18 protein-coding genes are annotated in these 16308 nt (G+C 71.2%); 9 read left to right on the top strand and 9 right to left on the bottom strand.

The genetic code is table 11. The features are described from left to right. Positions 1-22: 22 nt before the first annotated feature. Positions 23-1069 carry an Ldh family oxidoreductase gene (locus G3576_RS09115; RefSeq protein WP_164694077.1) on the top strand — a complete coding sequence of 349 codons (1047 nt, stop codon included), beginning with the start codon at positions 23-25 and terminating at the stop codon, positions 1067-1069. 3 nt (positions 1070-1072) lie between these two features. Here the strand turns inward: G3576_RS09115 and truA are convergent, their stop codons facing one another. The 3 genes from truA to def are packed head-to-tail and all read right to left on the bottom strand — an operon-like array spanning position 1073 to position 3290. After that, complete coding sequence (gene truA, locus G3576_RS09110; protein ID WP_164694076.1) at positions 1073-1834, bottom strand: tRNA pseudouridine(38-40) synthase TruA; 762 nt, start codon at positions 1832-1834, stop codon at positions 1073-1075. Continuing rightward, a complete protein-coding gene (gene fmt / locus G3576_RS09105) occupies positions 1834-2760 on the bottom strand; it encodes a methionyl-tRNA formyltransferase (protein WP_164694075.1) in 927 nt (308 codons plus the stop codon). Before fmt ends, truA begins: the two co-directional genes overlap by 1 nt. After that, positions 2757-3290 (bottom strand): peptide deformylase, encoded by a 534-nt coding sequence (gene def / locus G3576_RS09100; protein WP_164694074.1) that lies wholly within the window; start codon positions 3288-3290, stop codon positions 2757-2759. The genes fmt and def overlap by 4 nt, the downstream gene beginning before the upstream one ends. Before the next feature lie 154 nt (positions 3291-3444). Between def and G3576_RS09095 the strand changes: the two genes are divergently transcribed. The 8 genes from G3576_RS09095 (at position 3445) to G3576_RS09060 (ending at position 10805) form a co-directional block, all read left to right on the top strand. Beyond that, entirely contained in the window at positions 3445-3942 is a 498-nt protein-coding gene (locus tag G3576_RS09095; protein WP_164694073.1) for an Hsp20 family protein, read from the top strand. Between the two features lie 63 nt (positions 3943-4005). After that, a complete protein-coding gene (locus G3576_RS09090; protein ID WP_164694072.1) occupies positions 4006-4260 on the top strand; it encodes a DUF1150 family protein in 255 nt (84 codons plus the stop codon). Between the two features lie 63 nt (positions 4261-4323). Continuing rightward, on the top strand, positions 4324-5274 hold the full coding sequence (locus tag G3576_RS09085) for a Bug family tripartite tricarboxylate transporter substrate binding protein (protein WP_164694071.1): 951 nt from the start codon (positions 4324-4326) through the stop codon (positions 5272-5274). Positions 5275-5344: 70 nt separating this feature from the next. Then, entirely contained in the window at positions 5345-6799 is a 1455-nt protein-coding gene (locus tag G3576_RS09080) for a dihydrolipoyl dehydrogenase family protein (RefSeq protein ID WP_164694070.1), read from the top strand. A 56-nt stretch (positions 6800-6855) separates the two neighbouring features. Next, positions 6856-7650: a 3-hydroxybutyrate dehydrogenase gene (locus tag G3576_RS09075; protein ID WP_164694069.1), complete on the top strand. Its 795-nt coding sequence runs from the start codon at positions 6856-6858 to the stop codon at positions 7648-7650. A 67-nt stretch (positions 7651-7717) separates the two neighbouring features. Next, on the top strand, positions 7718-8824 hold the full coding sequence (locus G3576_RS09070) for a patatin-like phospholipase family protein (protein WP_164694068.1): 1107 nt from the start codon (positions 7718-7720) through the stop codon (positions 8822-8824). A 35-nt stretch (positions 8825-8859) separates the two neighbouring features. Further along, positions 8860-10251: a pentapeptide repeat-containing protein gene (locus tag G3576_RS09065; RefSeq protein WP_164694067.1), complete on the top strand. Its 1392-nt coding sequence runs from the start codon at positions 8860-8862 to the stop codon at positions 10249-10251. Positions 10252-10430: 179 nt separating this feature from the next. Further along, positions 10431-10805, top strand: a complete 375-nt coding sequence (locus G3576_RS09060) for a hypothetical protein (RefSeq protein WP_164694066.1) — start codon at positions 10431-10433, stop codon at positions 10803-10805. 125 nt (positions 10806-10930) lie between these two features. Here G3576_RS09060 and G3576_RS09055 read toward each other — a convergent pair whose 3' ends face one another. The 6 genes from G3576_RS09055 to G3576_RS09030 are packed head-to-tail and all read right to left on the bottom strand — an operon-like array spanning position 10931 to position 16200. Further along, the gene (locus G3576_RS09055; protein WP_164694065.1) at positions 10931-12103 is read right to left on the bottom strand and encodes a zinc-dependent alcohol dehydrogenase; all 1173 of its coding nucleotides are present in this window, start codon (positions 12101-12103) and stop codon (positions 10931-10933) included. A gap of 58 nt (positions 12104-12161) precedes the next feature. Continuing rightward, positions 12162-12539 (bottom strand): DUF3293 domain-containing protein, encoded by a 378-nt coding sequence (locus G3576_RS09050; RefSeq protein WP_164694064.1) that lies wholly within the window; start codon positions 12537-12539, stop codon positions 12162-12164. Positions 12540-12550: 11 nt separating this feature from the next. Then, complete coding sequence (locus G3576_RS09045; protein ID WP_164694063.1) at positions 12551-13735, bottom strand: class I SAM-dependent rRNA methyltransferase; 1185 nt, start codon at positions 13733-13735, stop codon at positions 12551-12553. Between the two features lie 19 nt (positions 13736-13754). Beyond that, on the bottom strand, positions 13755-14645 hold the full coding sequence (locus tag G3576_RS09040; protein WP_164694062.1) for a DMT family transporter: 891 nt from the start codon (positions 14643-14645) through the stop codon (positions 13755-13757). Positions 14646-14677: 32 nt separating this feature from the next. Then, entirely contained in the window at positions 14678-15352 is a 675-nt protein-coding gene (locus G3576_RS09035; RefSeq protein WP_164694061.1) for a hypothetical protein, read from the bottom strand. Between the two features lie 59 nt (positions 15353-15411). Next, positions 15412-16200: an aldolase gene (locus G3576_RS09030; RefSeq protein WP_164694060.1), complete on the bottom strand. Its 789-nt coding sequence runs from the start codon at positions 16198-16200 to the stop codon at positions 15412-15414. Positions 16201-16308 lie beyond the last annotated feature (108 nt).

Raw genomic sequence — 16308 nt, 5'->3', positions numbered from 1 at the left:
GACCACAAGGGGGGAGTGTCGCATGACCGTTCGGCATGAGGTGGCGGGGCTGCGCCAATTCGCCATCAGCGCCTGCACGGCGGCGGGGCTCGACCCCGAGAAGGCGCGGGCGGTGGCGGAGGTGCTGCTGGAAGGCGACCTGATGGGCCATGACACGCATGGCCTGGCGCTACTGACGCCCTACCTCGATGCGCTGGCCACCGGCGACATGCGCGCCTGCGGGGAGCCCGAGTTGGTGGCGGCGACGCCGGTCGCGGAGACCTGGGATGGCCGCAAGCTGCCCGGCCCCTGGCTGGTGCGTCGCGCCATCGACAAGGCGCAGGAACTGGCTGCGGATTTCGGCATGGGCGCCATCAGCATCAGGCGCTGCCACCACATCGGCTGCCTCGCCGCCTATGGCCCGCCGGTCGCCGCCGCCGGGCGCATGCTGATCCTCACCTGCTCCGACCCCGCCACGGGCAGCGTGGCACCCTGGGGCGGGACGCGGCGGGTCTATACGCCGAACCCGCTGGCCGCCGCCTGGCCGACGCCCGCCGGCCCCGTGATCATCGACGTCTCCATGTCCAACACCACCAACGGCATGACGGCGCGCAAGCGCGCGGAGGGGCGGCATTTCGACCATCCCTGGCTGCTGGATGGCGCGGGCAACCCGACGACCGACCCCAACGCCTTCTGGGCCGATGGCACGCTGCTGCCGCTGGGCGGCATCGAGGCCGGGCACAAGGGCTATGCGCTGGGATTGCTGGTGGAGGCACTGACCAGCGCCCTGGCCGGCCATGGCCGTGCCGACAACCCCACGGGCTGGGGCGCCTCCGTCCTGGTCATGGTGCTGGATCCCGCCCGCTTCGGGGGCACGGAGGGTTTCATGCGGGAGACCGGCTGGATGGCGGATGCCGTCCACGCGAACCCACCCCGCCCCGGCCAGGGCGCCCCCCGCCTGCCCGGCGAACGCGCCATGGCGCGACGGGCGGAGGCGATGGAGAAGGGCGTGGCGCTGCACCCCGGCATCCCGCCGGCGCTGGCGAAGCTCGCCCAGCGCTTCGAGCTGGAGGCGCCGGAGCCGCTGTAGCCCTCAGGTCCAGTCGGGCTCCGGCTCGTACCTCGCATAGCGGAACACCAGCCCATCCGGCGGCGCCGTCATGCCCGCCTTGGTGCGGTCCCGCCCTTCCAGCAGCGCGCGCGGCCAGGTCACCGGCCGCCGTCCATCCCCCACCTCGACCAGCGTGCCGACGAGGTTGCGGACCTGGTGGTGCAGGAAGGACCGGGCCTCCGCCACGATCACCACTTCCTCGCCGATGCGCGACACATCCAGCCGATCGAGCGTCCGCAGCGCCGACTTCGCCTGGCAGGAGGCCGCGCGGAAGGCGGAGAAATCATGCCGGCCGAGCAGCATCTGCGCGGCTTCGTGCATCGCGCCCGCATCCAGCCTTCGCTTCACATGCCAGACCTTGCCGGGCTCCATCCCCGGCCGTGAAGGCCGGTTGAGGATGCGGTAGCGGTAGCCCCGCCCGATGCAGTCGAAGCGCGCCGACCAATCGTCGGCCACGCGCGCCGCGGCGGTGACGACGACGGGGTGCGGCAGGGTGCGGAAGTTGATGGCATCCCGGATGCGATAGGCCGGGAGGTCCTGCGCCAGGTCCACATCCGCGACCGCTGCCTCCGCATGCACCCCGGCATCGGTGCGCCCGGCCGCCGTCGCGGTGGGCAGCACGCCATGGTTCAGGAAGGCGCAGGCTTCCTCCAGCACCTTCTGCACGGAGGGCAGGTCGCCCTGCCGCTGCCAGCCGCAGAATTCCGTGCCGTCATATTCCAGGCGCAGCGCGTAGCGCGGCATCAGGCGGAAGGCGCGAGAACGGTGCCGACCGGCATCGGGAAGCCCCGCAGGAACTCCGCCGCCGGCAGCGCCGCCTTGCCGGCGCGCTGCAGGCGCGTGAGCCGGATGGCACCGACCCCGCAGGCGATGGTGGGCGCGCCGTCCAGCACCGTACCGGGCAGGCCGCCGCCTTCCACGGGCTCCGCCGCATGCACCCGGATCACCTCCGCCCCCGCCTGGAAGAAGCAGCCGGGCCAGGGGTTCATGGCGCGGATGCGTCGGTCCAGCGCGGCCGCATCCTGCCACCAGTCGATCCGCCCATCCGCCTTGGCGAGCTTCGGCGCATAGGTCACGCCTTCCTCCGGCTGCGGCACCGGCTCCGGATTCTCCTCCAGCGCCCGCAGCACCATCGGCCCGCCGATCGCGGCCAGCGCGTCATGCAGTTCGGGCGTCGTCATGCGCGGCGTGATCGGCACGGCCTGCCGCAGCAGCATGGGGCCGGTATCCAGCCCCTCCTCCATCCGCATGATGGTGATGCCGGTCTCCGTGTCCCCGGCCAGGATCGCCGCCTGGATCGGCCCGGCGCCCCGCCAGCGCGGCAGCAGGGAGGCATGGATGTTGAGGCAGCCCCGCCGCGGCGCGTCCAGCATCGCCTTCGGCAGGATCAGCCCATAGGCCGCGACCACCGCCACATCCAGGTCGAGCGCCCGGAACGCCGCATGCTCCGCCTCATCCTTGCGGACCCGCGGGGGCGTGCGCACCGGCAGCCCCAGTTCCAGCGCCGCCCGATGCACCGGGCACGGCGTCTCCTTCTGCCCGCGCCCCGCGGGCTTGGGCGGCTGGGTGTAGACCGCGACGATCTGATGCCCCGCCCCGTGCAACGCGCGCAGCGCCGGCACCGAGAAGTCCGGGCTGCCCATGAAGGCCAGGCGGAGCGAGCGGCTCATTCCTTCTCCGCCGCCTTGGCCTTCAGCTCCTTGGCCAGCTTGCGCAGCAGCATGTTCCGCTTCAGCGCCGAGATGTGGTCCACGAAGAGCACGCCATCGAGGTGGTCGATCTCATGCTGCAGGCAGGCCGCCAGCAGCCCCTCGCCCTCGACCTCCTTCTTCGCCCCCGTGAGGTCCTGGTAGGCCACCTTCACCCGCGCCGGCCGCGTCACTTCCGCGAACTGGTTCGGCAGGGACAGGCACCCTTCCTCCCGCGTCGCCAGGTCCTGGCTCGCCGCCACGATGGTCGGGTTCACCAGCACCATCGGCGCGCGGATATCGTTCTCATGCAGGTCGATGACGACCAGGCGCAGCATCTCCCCCACCTGGGGCGCCGCCAGACCGATCCCCGGCGCCTTGTACATGGTGGCCAGCATCCGCTCCGACAGCGCCGCGATCTCCGACCCTGCCGCCGTCACCGGCTTCGCCTTGGCGCGCAGCCTGGGGTCGGGGACATAGAGGATCGGCATCAACGCGGGGTCAGCGGACATGGCAGGCCTTGGTGGCGGAAGGGGCGCGCACAGGTAGCCCCGGCCCGCCCCCCTTGCAACGGCGGCCTGTCCCGCCAAAATCAGGGCTCACGGGGTGCCTTGGGGCCCCGCCGACCAACGCTTCGCTCCTATGCGAGGAGGCATAGACTAGACGATGTCCCGCCCTTCCCTCTTCGGCTCGCCGCTGTTCCTCGGCTTCGATCATCTCGAGCAGATGCTCGACCGGGTGCAGAGATCGGCTGACGGCTACCCCCCCTACAACATCGAGCAGACCGGCGAGACGCGGCTCCGCATCACGCTCGCCGTGGCCGGCTTCTCGATGGACGATCTGCAGATCACGCAGGAGGACAACCAGCTTGTCATCCGCGGCCGGCAGCGCGACGATTCCGAAGGGCGGATCTTCCTGCATCGCGGCATCGCCGCGCGGCAGTTCCAGCGCGCCTTCGTGCTGGCCGAGGGCATCGAGGTGGAGGGCGCCTGGCTCGACAACGGCCTGCTGCATGTGGACCTGCGCCGCCCCGTGCCGGAAGTGCGGGTGAAGACCATCCAGATCGCGACGCGCGGCAATGGCGCGCCGCAACGTCCCGTCGTCAGCCAGGTGGGCGACCTGCCGCCTGCGCCGCTGAACGGGTTCCGCAACAGGGAGGGGTGATCCCGGATACCGCTCCCGCGTTCAACCGCACGGGCCCGATGGACGTGCCGGAAGGAGAACACCATGAACGACTATGACACCGGTGCCGATGAGGGCCGCCTGTTCCTCAGCACCAGTTCCCTGCGCAGCCTGTCCAACCGCGATTTCGCGCGCCTCGGCGCCGACCATGTCGCCTATCTCCGCCCGGTCGTGATGAACGGCGCCGTCGCCTTCAGCATCCACGCCGCGGATGGCACGCCGATCGGCGCCGCACCCAGCGCGAGCCTGGCCGCCGCCGCGATCCGCCAGCACGACATGGAACCGGCCTCGGTTCACTGAGGCTTCCCGCCGCGCCCTGCCACCCCTAGCCTCCCCCCAACGACATCCGTTGGGGGGACATCCATGCGCATCACCCGCAGGGCGGCCTTGGCCCTTGCCATCGCCAGCCCCGCCCTCGCCCAGGCCGCGCCGCTGCGCCTGGTCGTGCCCTTCCCGCCCGGCGGGTCCGTCGACATCGTCGCCCGGATCATGCAGCCCCGTCTGCAGGAGGCTCTGGGCCACCCCGTCGTCATCGAGAACCGCGGCGGCGCCGGCGGCATGATCGGGACGGAAGCCGTGGCCCGCAGCGCGCCGGACGGCACCACGCTGGTCGCCGGCAACATCGCCACCCATTCCATCAACCCCGCCGTCTATGAGCGCATGCCCTACGACCCCGTCGCCGACTTCGCGCCGGTGACGCTGGTGGCGCATGTCGAGTTCATGCTGGCCGTGCATCCGGAGGTGCCGGTCCGCAACGTCGCGGAACTCGTGACCTTCGCCCGCGCCAACCCGGCGCGCCTGACCTATGCCTCCGCCGGGTCCGGCAGCCTGCCGCATCTGCTGACCGAGATGCTGAAGCGCGCCGCCGGCGGCATCGCCATCGAACACGTTCCCTTCCGCGGCGGCGGCCAGCTGCTGCTCGACCTCACGGCCGGCCATGTCCAGATGGCCATCGCGGATGTCGCGGGGCTCGCGCCCCATGTCCGCGCCGGGCGGCTGCGCGGCCTGGCCGTGGCCGGCGCCCGCCGCAGCGCCGTGCTGCCGGACCTGCCCACCATCGCGGAGACGCTGCCAGGCGTGGAGGGCACCGCCTGGCACGGCATCTTCGCCCCCGCCCGCACGCCGCCCGAGACCATCGCCCGCCTCAACCGCGCGCTCGTCACGACGCTGCGCGACTCCCAGGTGCAGGACCGCATGCGCAATGCCGGGACGGAGCCGGTGGGCAGCACGCCGGAGGACCTCGCCAGCTTCCAGCGCGCCGAGATCGCCAAATGGGCGGAGATCGCGCGGGCGGTTGGCGCCCGGGCGGAGTAGGATGAGGCGGGGCTTGCCCCCGCCCGCGCCACGCTGCATTGCCGGGGCCACAGTGTGGAGGACGCGCCCCATGGCCTTCGGCAGCAGCCCCGATTTCGACGTGGTGGTGATCGGCGCCGGCGCCGCCGGCCTCTCCACCGCCGCCTTCTCCGCCGGCCTCGGCCTGAAGGTCGCGCTGATCGAACGCGGGACGATGGGCGGCGACTGCCTGAATTTCGGCTGCGTCCCCTCCAAGGCCATGCTTGCCGCCGCCCATGCCGCGGCCAGCGCCCGCAACGCCCATCGCTTCGGCATCCGCCTGCCCCCGCCCGAGATCGACTGGACGGCGCTCCGCGCCCATATCGGCGGCACCATCGACCACATCGCGCCCACGGATTCCGAGGCCCGCTTCCGCGCCATGGGCGTCGATGTCATCCGCGCCAGCGCCCATTTCGCGGCGCCGGACGTGGTGGAGGCCGGCGGCCGCCGCCTCACCTTCCGCCGCTGCGTCATCGCCGCCGGCAGCCAGGCCATCGTGCCGGACATCCCCGGCCTCGGCCCCGTCCCCTGGCTGACCAACGAGACGATCTTCGACCTGGAGGAACCGCCGGGCCACCTGATCATCCTGGGCGGCGGCCCCATCGGGCTGGAGATGGCGCAGGCCCATGCGCGCCTTGGCTGCCTGGTCACGGTGATCGAGGCCGGGCGCATCGCGGGCCGGGACGACCCTGAACTGGCGGACGGCCTCCGCCGCGCGCTCACCGCCGATGGCGTCACGCTGCTGGAAGGCACGAAGCTCGCTTCCGTGGAGCCCGACCCGGCCGAGGACGGCACGCCGGGCCTGGTCGCGGTGCTGGCGGATGGGCGCCGCATCGGCGGCACCCACCTTCTGCTGGCGGTCGGCCGCGCGCCGCGCCTGGCGGGGCTCGACCTAGAAGCCGGGCAGGTCGCGCATACGAAGGCGGGCATCACCACGGATGCCGGGCTGCGCTCCACCACCAACCGCCGCGTCTTCGCGGTGGGCGACATCGCCGATCCCGTCGGCATCGGCCCCCGCGCCTTCACCCATGTGGCGTCGCAACATGCCGGCGTGCTGGCCCGCGCCATGCTGTTCCGCCTGCCCGCCAAGGTGGACTACGCCGCCCTGCCCCGCGTGACCTACACCGACCCCGAACTCGCCCAGATCGGCATGACGGAGGAGGAGGCGCGCAAGGCCGGGCAGGATGTCCGCATCCTCCGCTTCCCGGTGCCGGAGACCGATCGCGCGGTGGCGGAGCGCGTGCCGATCGGCCTGGTCAAGCTCGTGGCAACGAAGTCGGGCGTATTGCTCGGCGCCGGCATCCTCGCCCCCCATGCGGGCGAGATGGCCGGCACCTTCGCGCTGATGATCGGCCGCAAGATGAAGCTTTCCACGCTGGCAGGCCTGGTCCTGCCCTATCCGACCCTGGCCGAGGCCGCGAAGCGCGCGGCCGGCGATTTCTATGCGCCGAAGTTGATGTCGCCCCTGGTCAAGCGCGTCGTCGGCTTGCTCAAGCGCCTGCCCTGAGCAACCCTCGCCCCCCTATCGCGCTGCAACAAGCCATCACGAGGAAGGATCGAGCGATGACGAGGAAGCTGGAGGGCCGCGTGGCCCTGGTGACGGGTTCGACCTCCGGCATCGGCCTCGCCATCGCGCTGGCCTATGCGGCGGAGGGTGCGAAGGTGATGCTGAACGGCTTCGGCAAGCCGGAGGCGATCGCGGAAGCCCGGGCCAAGGTCGGCGCCGCGATGGGTGTCGCGGAAGCGCCCTATTCCGCCGCGGACATGTCGAAGCCCGCCGAGATCCGCGCCATGGTCGCGGAATGCCAGGCGAGCCTCGGTTCGCTCGACATCCTGGTGAACAATGCCGGCATCCAGCACGTCTCCCCGGTGGAGGAATTCCCGGAGGAGCAGTTCGACCGCATCATCGCCATCAACTTCACCTCCAACTTCCACGCCATCAAGGCGGCGCTGCCGGCGATGAAGGCCAAGGGCTTTGGCCGCATCATCAACGTCGCCAGCGCCCACGGCCTGGTCGCGAGCCCCTTCAAGACGGCCTATGTCTCCGCCAAGCATGCCGTGGTCGGGCTGACGAAGTCGGTGGCGCTGGAAGTCGCGCGCACCCCCGTCACCTGCAACGCCATCTGCCCGGGCTTCGTCCGCACGCCGCTGGCGGAAGCGCAGGTCGCGCCGCTGGCCGCCAAGCACAACGTGTCCGAAGACAAGGCGCTGACCGACTTCCTGCTGGAACGCCAGCCCAACAAGCGCTGGGTGGAGGTGGAGGAGATCGCGGAAGGCGCGCTCTACCTCGCCGGCCCCAACAGCGGCTCCATCAACGGCACCGCGCTGTCCATCGACGGCGGCTGGGTCGCGCAGTGATGACCCGCAAAAGCCCTCTCCCCCCAACGGGGGGAGAGGGTTGGGTGAGGGGGGCCAAGGCCACTCCATGATCGACGAGTTCAAGAAAGAGGCCGCCGACACCCTCGCCGCCGCCGGCGCCACCCAGGCGCCGAAGCCCACGCCGAAGCCCCAGCGCACCACGCGCCGAATCAACCTGGCCCTGCAGGGCGGCGGCACCCACGGCGCCTTCACCTGGGGGGTGCTGGAGCGCCTGCTGGAGGATGAGCGGCTGGAGTTCGAGGCCGTCTCCGGCACCTCCGCCGGCGCGGTCAATGCCGTCGTCTTCGTGCAGGGCCTCTGCGAGGGCGGGCGTGAGGGCGCGATCGCGGCGCTCGACCGCTTCTGGCGCGGCGCCGCGGCGCGCATGGCCGTCAGCCCGCTGCAGAACACGCCGCTGGAGAAGGCGATCTGGGGCCATGACCTCACCTGGTCCTTCGCCTACCAGACCTTCGAGACGCTGACCCGCGTCCTCTCCCCCTACCAGATGAACCCGACGCCCTACGACTTCAACCCGCTCCGCCAGGTGCTGGAGGAAGCGGTGGACCCCACGGTGCTGTGCCAGGGCGCCGGGCCGAAGCTCTTCATCTCCGCCACCTCCGTCCGCACCGGCAAGCCGCGGGTCTTCGCGAAGGAAGAGGTGACGGTGGACACCATCCTCGCCTCCGCCTGCCTGCCGCAATTCTTCAAGGCGGTGGAGATCGATGGCGAGCCCTTCTGGGATGGCGGCTACCTCGGAAACCCCGCGCTCTGGCCGCTGTATGAACAGGGCGGGCCGCCGGACATCGTGCTGGTGCAGCTGAACCCCATCGTGCGCGACGAATTGCCGACGCGCCCGACGGAAATCGTGAACCGCCTGAACGAGATCAGCTTCAACGCCTCCCTGATGGCGGAGATGCGCGCCATCGACTTCGTCCAGCGACTGCTCGATGCCGGCCGCCTGGAACAGCCGCGCTACCGCCGGCTGTTCCTGCATTGCATCGAGGATGAGCCGCGGATGCGGGAGTTCCGGCTGTCCACCAAGCTGAACGGCGATTGGGAGTTTCTCTCGACGCTGAAGCGCTATGGGCGGGACGCGGCGGACCTCTGGCTGCGGGAGCATTTCGACAAGCTCGGGCGGGAGAGCAGCGTGGATATCCGGGAGCGGTTCCTGTAGCGGCGCCCGCGGCGCCTTCGCTACGATGGCGCATCATGAACGCTTGCCGGCCCTGGCCAGCCCTGGCGACCGAAACCCTGCGCGCGTCCGGCGCCCTCCTGTTGCTGGCGCTGGCCCTCGCCGGATGGACGGCCCCTGCGGTCGCCTGTTCCTGCGCGCGGCTGCCTCCGCTGGAGCTGGTGCGAAGCGCGCCCGCGATTTTCGAGGCGCGCATCCTGGAAGCCCGCATCATCGATACAGCGGCGTTGGCGATCGAGGTGATCGCCGAACCGACCGACGTCTGGAAGGGCACCGTGCCGGGCCGCGCCGTTCTTCGCAGCAACGGAGAGGCCCTCGGCTGCGGCGTTTTTGGCCGGCGCCTCCCCCCGGTCGGGCAGACGATCCTGGCGGCCGCCTGGAGCATCGGCGGGGACGGCGTCTTCTCCCTCTCGTCATGCACCTTCCACGGCAGCGGCGCTGCCCTGGAAGCCTTGCTGGGTCCCGAGTCCGAGCGGCGACGCCTCGACGCTGCTGTGGACGCAGCTCCCGGCAGCCTCGCCCCGATCGTCTACCGTGCCCGCTTCAGGGAACGCTGGGATCCCGACGGCGCCGCCACCGCCTATGCCGCCCTGGCGCGCGAGCATCCAGAACTGCCAGCCGCGCATCTCGGCCTCGGCCGCGCGCTTCTCTATGCCACGCGTGCGGCGGAGGCCGTGCCCGCCCTTGAGCGCGCGGTCGCGCTCACCCCGTCCGACCCGGAGCCGGCGGGCCTGCTTGCCCAGGCGCGCTTCCGCCTGGGAGACTCAGCGGCGCTGGACGGCCTTCGCAACTTCCAGGGCATCAGGTTGCGCCGGCTCGACCTCACCGGCCGCGATCTCCGCCATGCCAACTTCACGGACGCCGCCATCGACGAGTTCCGGTCAGGCCACGCCGATCTGCGGGCTGCCAGCTTCCGCCATGCCTATTTCGGCGCTGCCTCCGCCGATCTCCGCGCAGCCGATCTCCGCCGGGCGGATCTGGTCGGCCTCGAAGCCCGGCAGATCAACCTCAATGCCGCCAGGCTTGATCAGTCGAGATTGGATGGAGCAGCGCTCGATCACGCCCAGTTCGTCGGAGCAAGCTTGCGGAACATCCACGCCCAATCCGCCACGCTGGAGCATGGCAACTTCCGCCGTGCGGATCTCAGCGGCGCCAGGCTGCTCGGAACGTCCCTTCGCTACGCCAGCTTCGTCGACGCCAACCTGCGCGGTACTGATCTTCGCGGCGCCGATATGCGTGCCACCGACCTGCGCGGGGCCGACCTGCGCGGGGCCGACCTGCGCGGGGCCAACCTCGCCGGCGTCAACCTCGCCGCCGCCTTCCACGACTGCCGCACGCGACTGCCCCGGGGTGTCGATCCCGTGGCGCAGGACATGATCGTGCCGCCGGAAGCCTGCACGCCGCGCTGAGCCCCATCGCCATCGCCTATCACCGCCATAGACAGCGCCACGCCACTTCGACTTCTTGCTTTCCCTACCTGCAACGAAGGCAACGCCTATCGCCCCCACAGGCCCTTCGGATTGGCCCCGGAACGCCCGCCCGGGCTTCATCACCGCATCGAACAACGATGCGGAGAAGAGCTTCGGCGATGGACAGAACCGCGCCCCAGTCCTGGGCCTGCGAGGCCGAGGAGCCGCCCCCCTTCAGCCGCTGGCGCGTCGGCCCGCTGCACACCCGGCTTCGCGCCGGCAATCCCGTGCGCATCTGGCATCCCGGCGATGGCGACCTCCGCCTGACGGAGGCCGATGGCGTGGAGACGCTGCAGCTCGATGACACCGGCTGGACCCTGGCGCAGATCCTCGATGCCATCGTGCTGGAACCGCGCAGCGCCAAGCCCCAGCCCAGCATCGGCGCCGTCGATGTGCAGCGCGTGATGGGGCGCCTGACGATCGGGAAGGAGACGATCCGCTTCCGCGGCATCCTGCGGATCGTCGTCGGCGGCTGGTCGCTCTACAAACGATGAGGCACGGAGCGAATAGCCACGTCCTGCGGCCGACAACGTTGGCCGAGGCCGCGAACGCGGCCCGCCGCTCGTGCGGCGAGCCAAGGCCGCGGACGCGGCCGCCCGGCGCTTGAGGGCATGCAAGGCTACGGCGTCAGCACCACCTTGATGCAGCCATCCTTCTTGTCGCGGAAGGTGTCGTAGGCCTTGGGCCCTTCCTCCAGCGACAGCTTGTGCGTGATGACGAAGCTCGGGTCGATCTCGCCCTTGTCGATCCGGTCCAGCAGCGGCTGGAGGAAGCGCTGCGCATGGGTCTGTCCCATGCGCATCGTGAGCCCCTTGCCGAAGGCGGCGCCCATCGGGAACTTGTCGGGAAAGCCGATATAGACGCCGGGGACGGAGACGGTGCCGCCCTTGCGGCAGCAATTGATGGCCTGGCGCAGCGCATGGATGCGGTCCGTGGTCAGCCCGACCGCGGCCTTCGCCTTGTCCATCATCGCATCCATCGATCCCAGGCCATGCGTCTCCGCGCCGACGGCATCGATGCAGACATCGGGGCCGCGCCCCTTCGTCATCACCTGCAGCTGGTCGTAGACATCCTGGCTGGTGAAATCGATCACCTCCGCCTTGCCATGCACCCGCGCCATCTCCAGTCGCTCCGGCACGCGGTCGATGGCGATGACGCGTCCGGCGCCAAGCAGCCAGGCGGAGATGATCGCCATCTGCCCGACCGGCCCGCAGCCCCAGACGGCGACGGTATCGCCCGGCTGGATGTTGCCCTGCTCCGCCGCCTGCCAGCCCGTCGGCAGGATGTCCGACAGGAACAGCACCTTCTCGTCCGGCAGGTCGCTCTGGACGATCACCGGCCCGACATCGGCATGCGGCACGCGAAGGTACTGCGCCTGCCCGCCGGGATAGCCGCCATAGAGGTGTGAATAGCCGAACAGCCCAGCGCCCGCATGGCCCTGCAATTCGGCCAGGGCGGCGGCATCCGGGTTGGTGGTGTCGCAGCAGGAGAACAGCGACTTCTCGCAGAAGAAGCAGGACCCGCAGGCGATGACGAAGGGGACGACGACGCGGTCGCCCTTCTTCAGCCGCGTGACCTCCGGCCCCACCTCCTCGACGATGCCCATGGGCTCATGGCCCATGATGTCGCCTTCCTTCATCATCGGGACGTAGCCGTCATAGAGGTGCAGGTCGCTGCCGCAGATCGCGGTGGCGGTGATGCGGATGATGGCGTCGCCCGGCTGTTCGATGCGCGGGTCCGGCACCGTATCCACCCGCATGTCGCCCTTGCCGTGCCAGCAGATCGCCCGCATTGCCGCCTCCCTGTCCGTCAGGGCGCCAACGGGGGGTGAAGCGCGGGGTTGCGCGCCGTTACGCGGCCAGCAGCCGGGCGGGGCGGCCGGGTGCGACAATGACGATGGCGTGCTGCCGGAAGCGCCGTGCCACCACGCGAAGGCGGGCGGGCGCCCCCGCCACCAGCAGGTGATGCTCCGCCCAGCCGCTTCCCCTGCCCCAACCTTCCCCGATCACGCGGCCGGCAACCGCCTGGCGCAGCCTTCCCTGCATGCGGTCGTTCCAGCCGAAGGGCATGGGGCGGCTATAGGGGTTCCACGCCGTGATGAACGCCGCCGGCCCGCGCAGCAGCGCATCCAGGGCGCGCGACCGGCGCCCGATCCGCGCCACGGCCCCCTCGGCCTCAAAGGTCGTCGCGCGGAAGGCGCGGATCAGGGTCGCGCGAACAGCGCGCAAGGGCGAGGCATTCATGCGAGGTGCAGCAGCAGCCCCTTGAGGTAGGCGCTTTCCGGCAGCGCCGGATGCACGGGATGGTCCGGCCCCGCGCCGACGCTCGCCAGGATCCGCGCCTCCCGCCGCGCCTTGTGGACGCCCCAGGTCACCGCCTCCGCGAAATCGGGCGGCGCCACGTGGTGGGAGCAGGAGGCGATGAACAGGATCCCGTCCTTCTCCACCAGCCCCGCCGCCAGCCGCGCCAGCTTGGCGTACCCGCGCAGCGCGGCGGGCTGGTCCTTCCGCGTCTTGGCGAAGGCCGGTGGGTCCGTCACCACCACCTCGAATCTGCGGCCGCTGGCGGCCATCTTCTCCAGATGCTCCAGCGCCTCCGCCTTCAGCGGCGTCACGCGATCCCCGAAGCCCGCCAGCCGCGCCGCCTGCATGGCCAGGTCGAGCGCATGCTCGCTGCGATCCAGCAGCGTCACCTCCCGCGCCCCCGCCGCCGCGGCCGCCAGCCCGAATCCGCCGGTGTGGCAGAAGGCGTCGAGCATCGTCCGACCGGCGCAGAAGCGCGCCACCATCGCCCGGTTCGCCCGCTGGTCGAAGAACCAGCCGGTCTTCTGGCCGCCCAGCAGGTCCACCGGGAAGCGAAGCCCGTGTTCCTCGACGGTGGCGGTGCCGTCGGTCCCATGGAGCAGCGTCACCGCCTCCTCCAGCCCCTCCAGCTTGCGCACCGCGCTGTCGTTCCGCGCCACCACCACGCGCGGGTCGAAGAGGTCCCGCAGCGCCGCCAGGATATGCGGCGTCGCCGCCTCCATCCCCGCGGTATTGGCCTGCATCGCCACCGCATCGCCGTAGCGGTCGATGATCAGGCCCGGCAGGCCATCGGCCTCGGCATGCACCAGGCGATAGAAGGGCGTGTCGAACAGGCGTTCCCGCAGCGCCAGGCAGGCGCCGATCCGCGCCCTGTACCAGGCGGCATCGCAGGCGGCATTCGGGTCCGCATCCAGCCGCCGCGCCGCGATCAGGCTGTGCGGGTTGAAGTGCCAGGCGCCGTGGCGCCACCCGTCATCCCCCTCCAGCCGCACCACGCTGCCTGGCGGCAGGGCGCGCAGCGCGGGGGTCATCGCGATCTCGTTGGAGAAGGCCCAGGGGTGCCCCGCCTTCACGCGGCGGTCGCCGCCAGGGGCCAGGCGGATCAGGGTGCGGTCTTGCATGGGGCGGGTAATGCCCCGATCAGCCCCGCACCGCCAGCACCACCCCGCTCACCGTCAGCGACAGCGCCGCGACCTCCCGCAGCCCCAGCGGCTCCCCCAGGATCAGCGCCGCGCTCACCACCCCCACCACCGGCGTCAGCAGCGTCCCTGCCGCGGCCGCGGAGGCCGGCAGCCGCTTCAGCGCCCCGAACCAGGCGAGGTAGCAGAGCCCAAGCGGCCCGACCCCGCCATAGAGGATCAGCAGCCAGCCCTGCGTGGTCACCGCCGGGAAGTCCGGCCGCTCCACCAGCAGCGCCCCCAGCAGCAGCGGCAGCGTCCCCACCCCCATCTGCCAGATCACGGAAGACGCCGGCGGCAGCCCCAGCGGCCAGCGCTTCGTCACCACCGTCCCCAGCGAGAAGAGGATGGCGCCCGCCAGCGCGAACCCCACCCCGGGCAGCTTGCCGATGCCCGCCTCCACCCCCTGCGCCAGCACCAGCACGGCGAGGCCCGTCAGCCCGACGCCCAGCGCCAGCAGCCGCCTGGCCGTCAGCCTCTCCCCCAGCACCAGCCAGGCGAAGATCGAGGCCCAGACCGGCATGGTGTAGCAGACGATCGTCGCCTCCCCCGCCGCCAGCCAGACCAGGGAGAAGGAGGCGAGGCCCATCCAGGCCGTGACGTTGAGCAGCGAGGCCACGACCAGCCGCGGCCAGAGCCCGCGCGGCACCGCCAGCGACTCGCCCCACGCCTTCGCGATCGCCGCCAGCAGCGCGATGCCCACCACCGCGCAGACCACGCGCATGGAAAAGGGCGGCACCTCCACCAGCAGCAGCTTCATCGCCGGCCAGTTGAAGCCCCAGCCCGTGACGGTGGCGAGCAGCAGCAGCAGCCCGGCGGGGTCCGGGCGCGCGACGGGGCTGGCAGGCGGCATCCACCACCCTTAGCCCGGATTGGATCGCGCGGTCAGGCCCCCGGCCGCGCCCCATCGCCGACCGAGGTCGGACGCCGCGGCGGCACCGGCCCGGTGACCGGCGCGCGCACCGCGTCGATGCCGACATCGCAATGCAGGTCGAGTTCATCGCCCGAGGATTCGCGGGGCAGGAAGCCGAGATACCCGTAATGGTCCTCGCAGCGCCTGGCATGCCGACGGCGCAGTTCGTGGAACAAATTGTCGGGCGTATCCAGGCCCGGGATCTCCCGCCCCACCAGCCCGGCCAGGTGGAAGGCCAGGGCCGCGTGGCTGGAGCAGTTCCAGCCCGCGATGGTGAAGGTGCCGGGCCGCGCGCGCATCGCCTGCCAGGCCCGCTGGAACAGATCCTGCTCCCGCGCCGTCGCCTGGATCAGCAGCACGCCGGAGACGACGTTCCCCGCCGTGGCATCGGCCAGGTTCACATAGGCCGGCCGGTAGGAGGCGAAGGCGGCATAGCCATAGACCTGGCCCGGCACGTCGAAGCCCAGCGTGCCTCGCCTTTCGGTCGCCACATCGACGAAGAAGCCGACCGGCGCGCCGGAGGGCATGATGACATCCGCATGCCCTTCGCCCGGGGGCGGCACGTTGCGGGACGGCTTGTAGCGCACCACCAGCGCGATGCGGCCCTGGCGCGGGAACGGCAGGGTGATGCTGGCACCGAGGGTCATGGGACCTCCGCCGGCCCCCTTGGCGGGGCCCGGGCGAAGGTCAGCAACTCAGGGTGGTGTCAGTCAAGGAAATCCGGTTCCTCGCGGGACAGGATGCGCTTCACGCTTTCCAGCGCCAGCCGCGCGCTCTCCCGGTCCCCTTCCCGCATCTGCGCTGCCGTCTTGGCCGCGATGTCGGGCCGCACCTGCTTCAGCGGCCGGCCCGTGGAGAGCGCGAGACGCTGCGCCTCCGCCGCGCGCTCGAGGTAGTAGAGGTCGTCCCAGGCCTCCGCGATGGTCGGCCCCACCACCATCACGCCGTGGTTCTTCATGAAGACGATGTCGGCATCACCGATGGAAGCCGCGATGCGGTCCCCCTCGTCGGTGTCCAGCGCCAGGCCGTTATAGTCCTCGTCCACGACGGTGCGGCCGTAGAACTTCAGCGCGGACTGCCCGGCAAAGAGCAGCGGCGGCCCTTCCGTCATGGCCAGCGCGGTCGCGTTCGGCATGTGGGTGTGGAAGGCGGCCTTGGCGCGCGGCACGTTCTTGTGGATGCGCGCATGGATGAAGAAGGCCGTCGCCTCCGGCACGCCGTCGCCGGCGATCACATTGCCCTCGAAGTCGCAGATCAGCAGGCGGGACGCCGTCACCTCGCTGAAGGCCCAGCCATAGGGGTTCACCAGGAACAGGTCGTCGCGACCCGGCACCACGAAGGAGAAGTGGTTGCAGATCCCCTCATGCAGGCCGAGCCGCGCGGCCATCCGGAAGCAGGCGGCCAGATCCACCCGCGCCTGCCGCACCGCATCCGCATCCAGCGCGCTGTTGCGCAACACGGCGGGCGCCGAAGCGCCGCCAAGGGCATGGGCCATGGGTGTTCCTCCACCGGGGTCCGCATGCATCGCAAGCCCCGCCGCTTCCCGCAAGCCGGCCGCGCCATCTGGCCAAGCGCCGCCCCTTGCGCCACATCCCGCCCGCAA

Source organism: Falsiroseomonas algicola (genome assembly GCF_011040385.1).
Lineage (GTDB): Bacteria > Pseudomonadota > Alphaproteobacteria > Acetobacterales > Acetobacteraceae > Falsiroseomonas > Falsiroseomonas algicola.
Note: the sequence above shows the minus strand (reverse complement) of the source record. Positions and strands in the feature narration are given on the sequence as shown.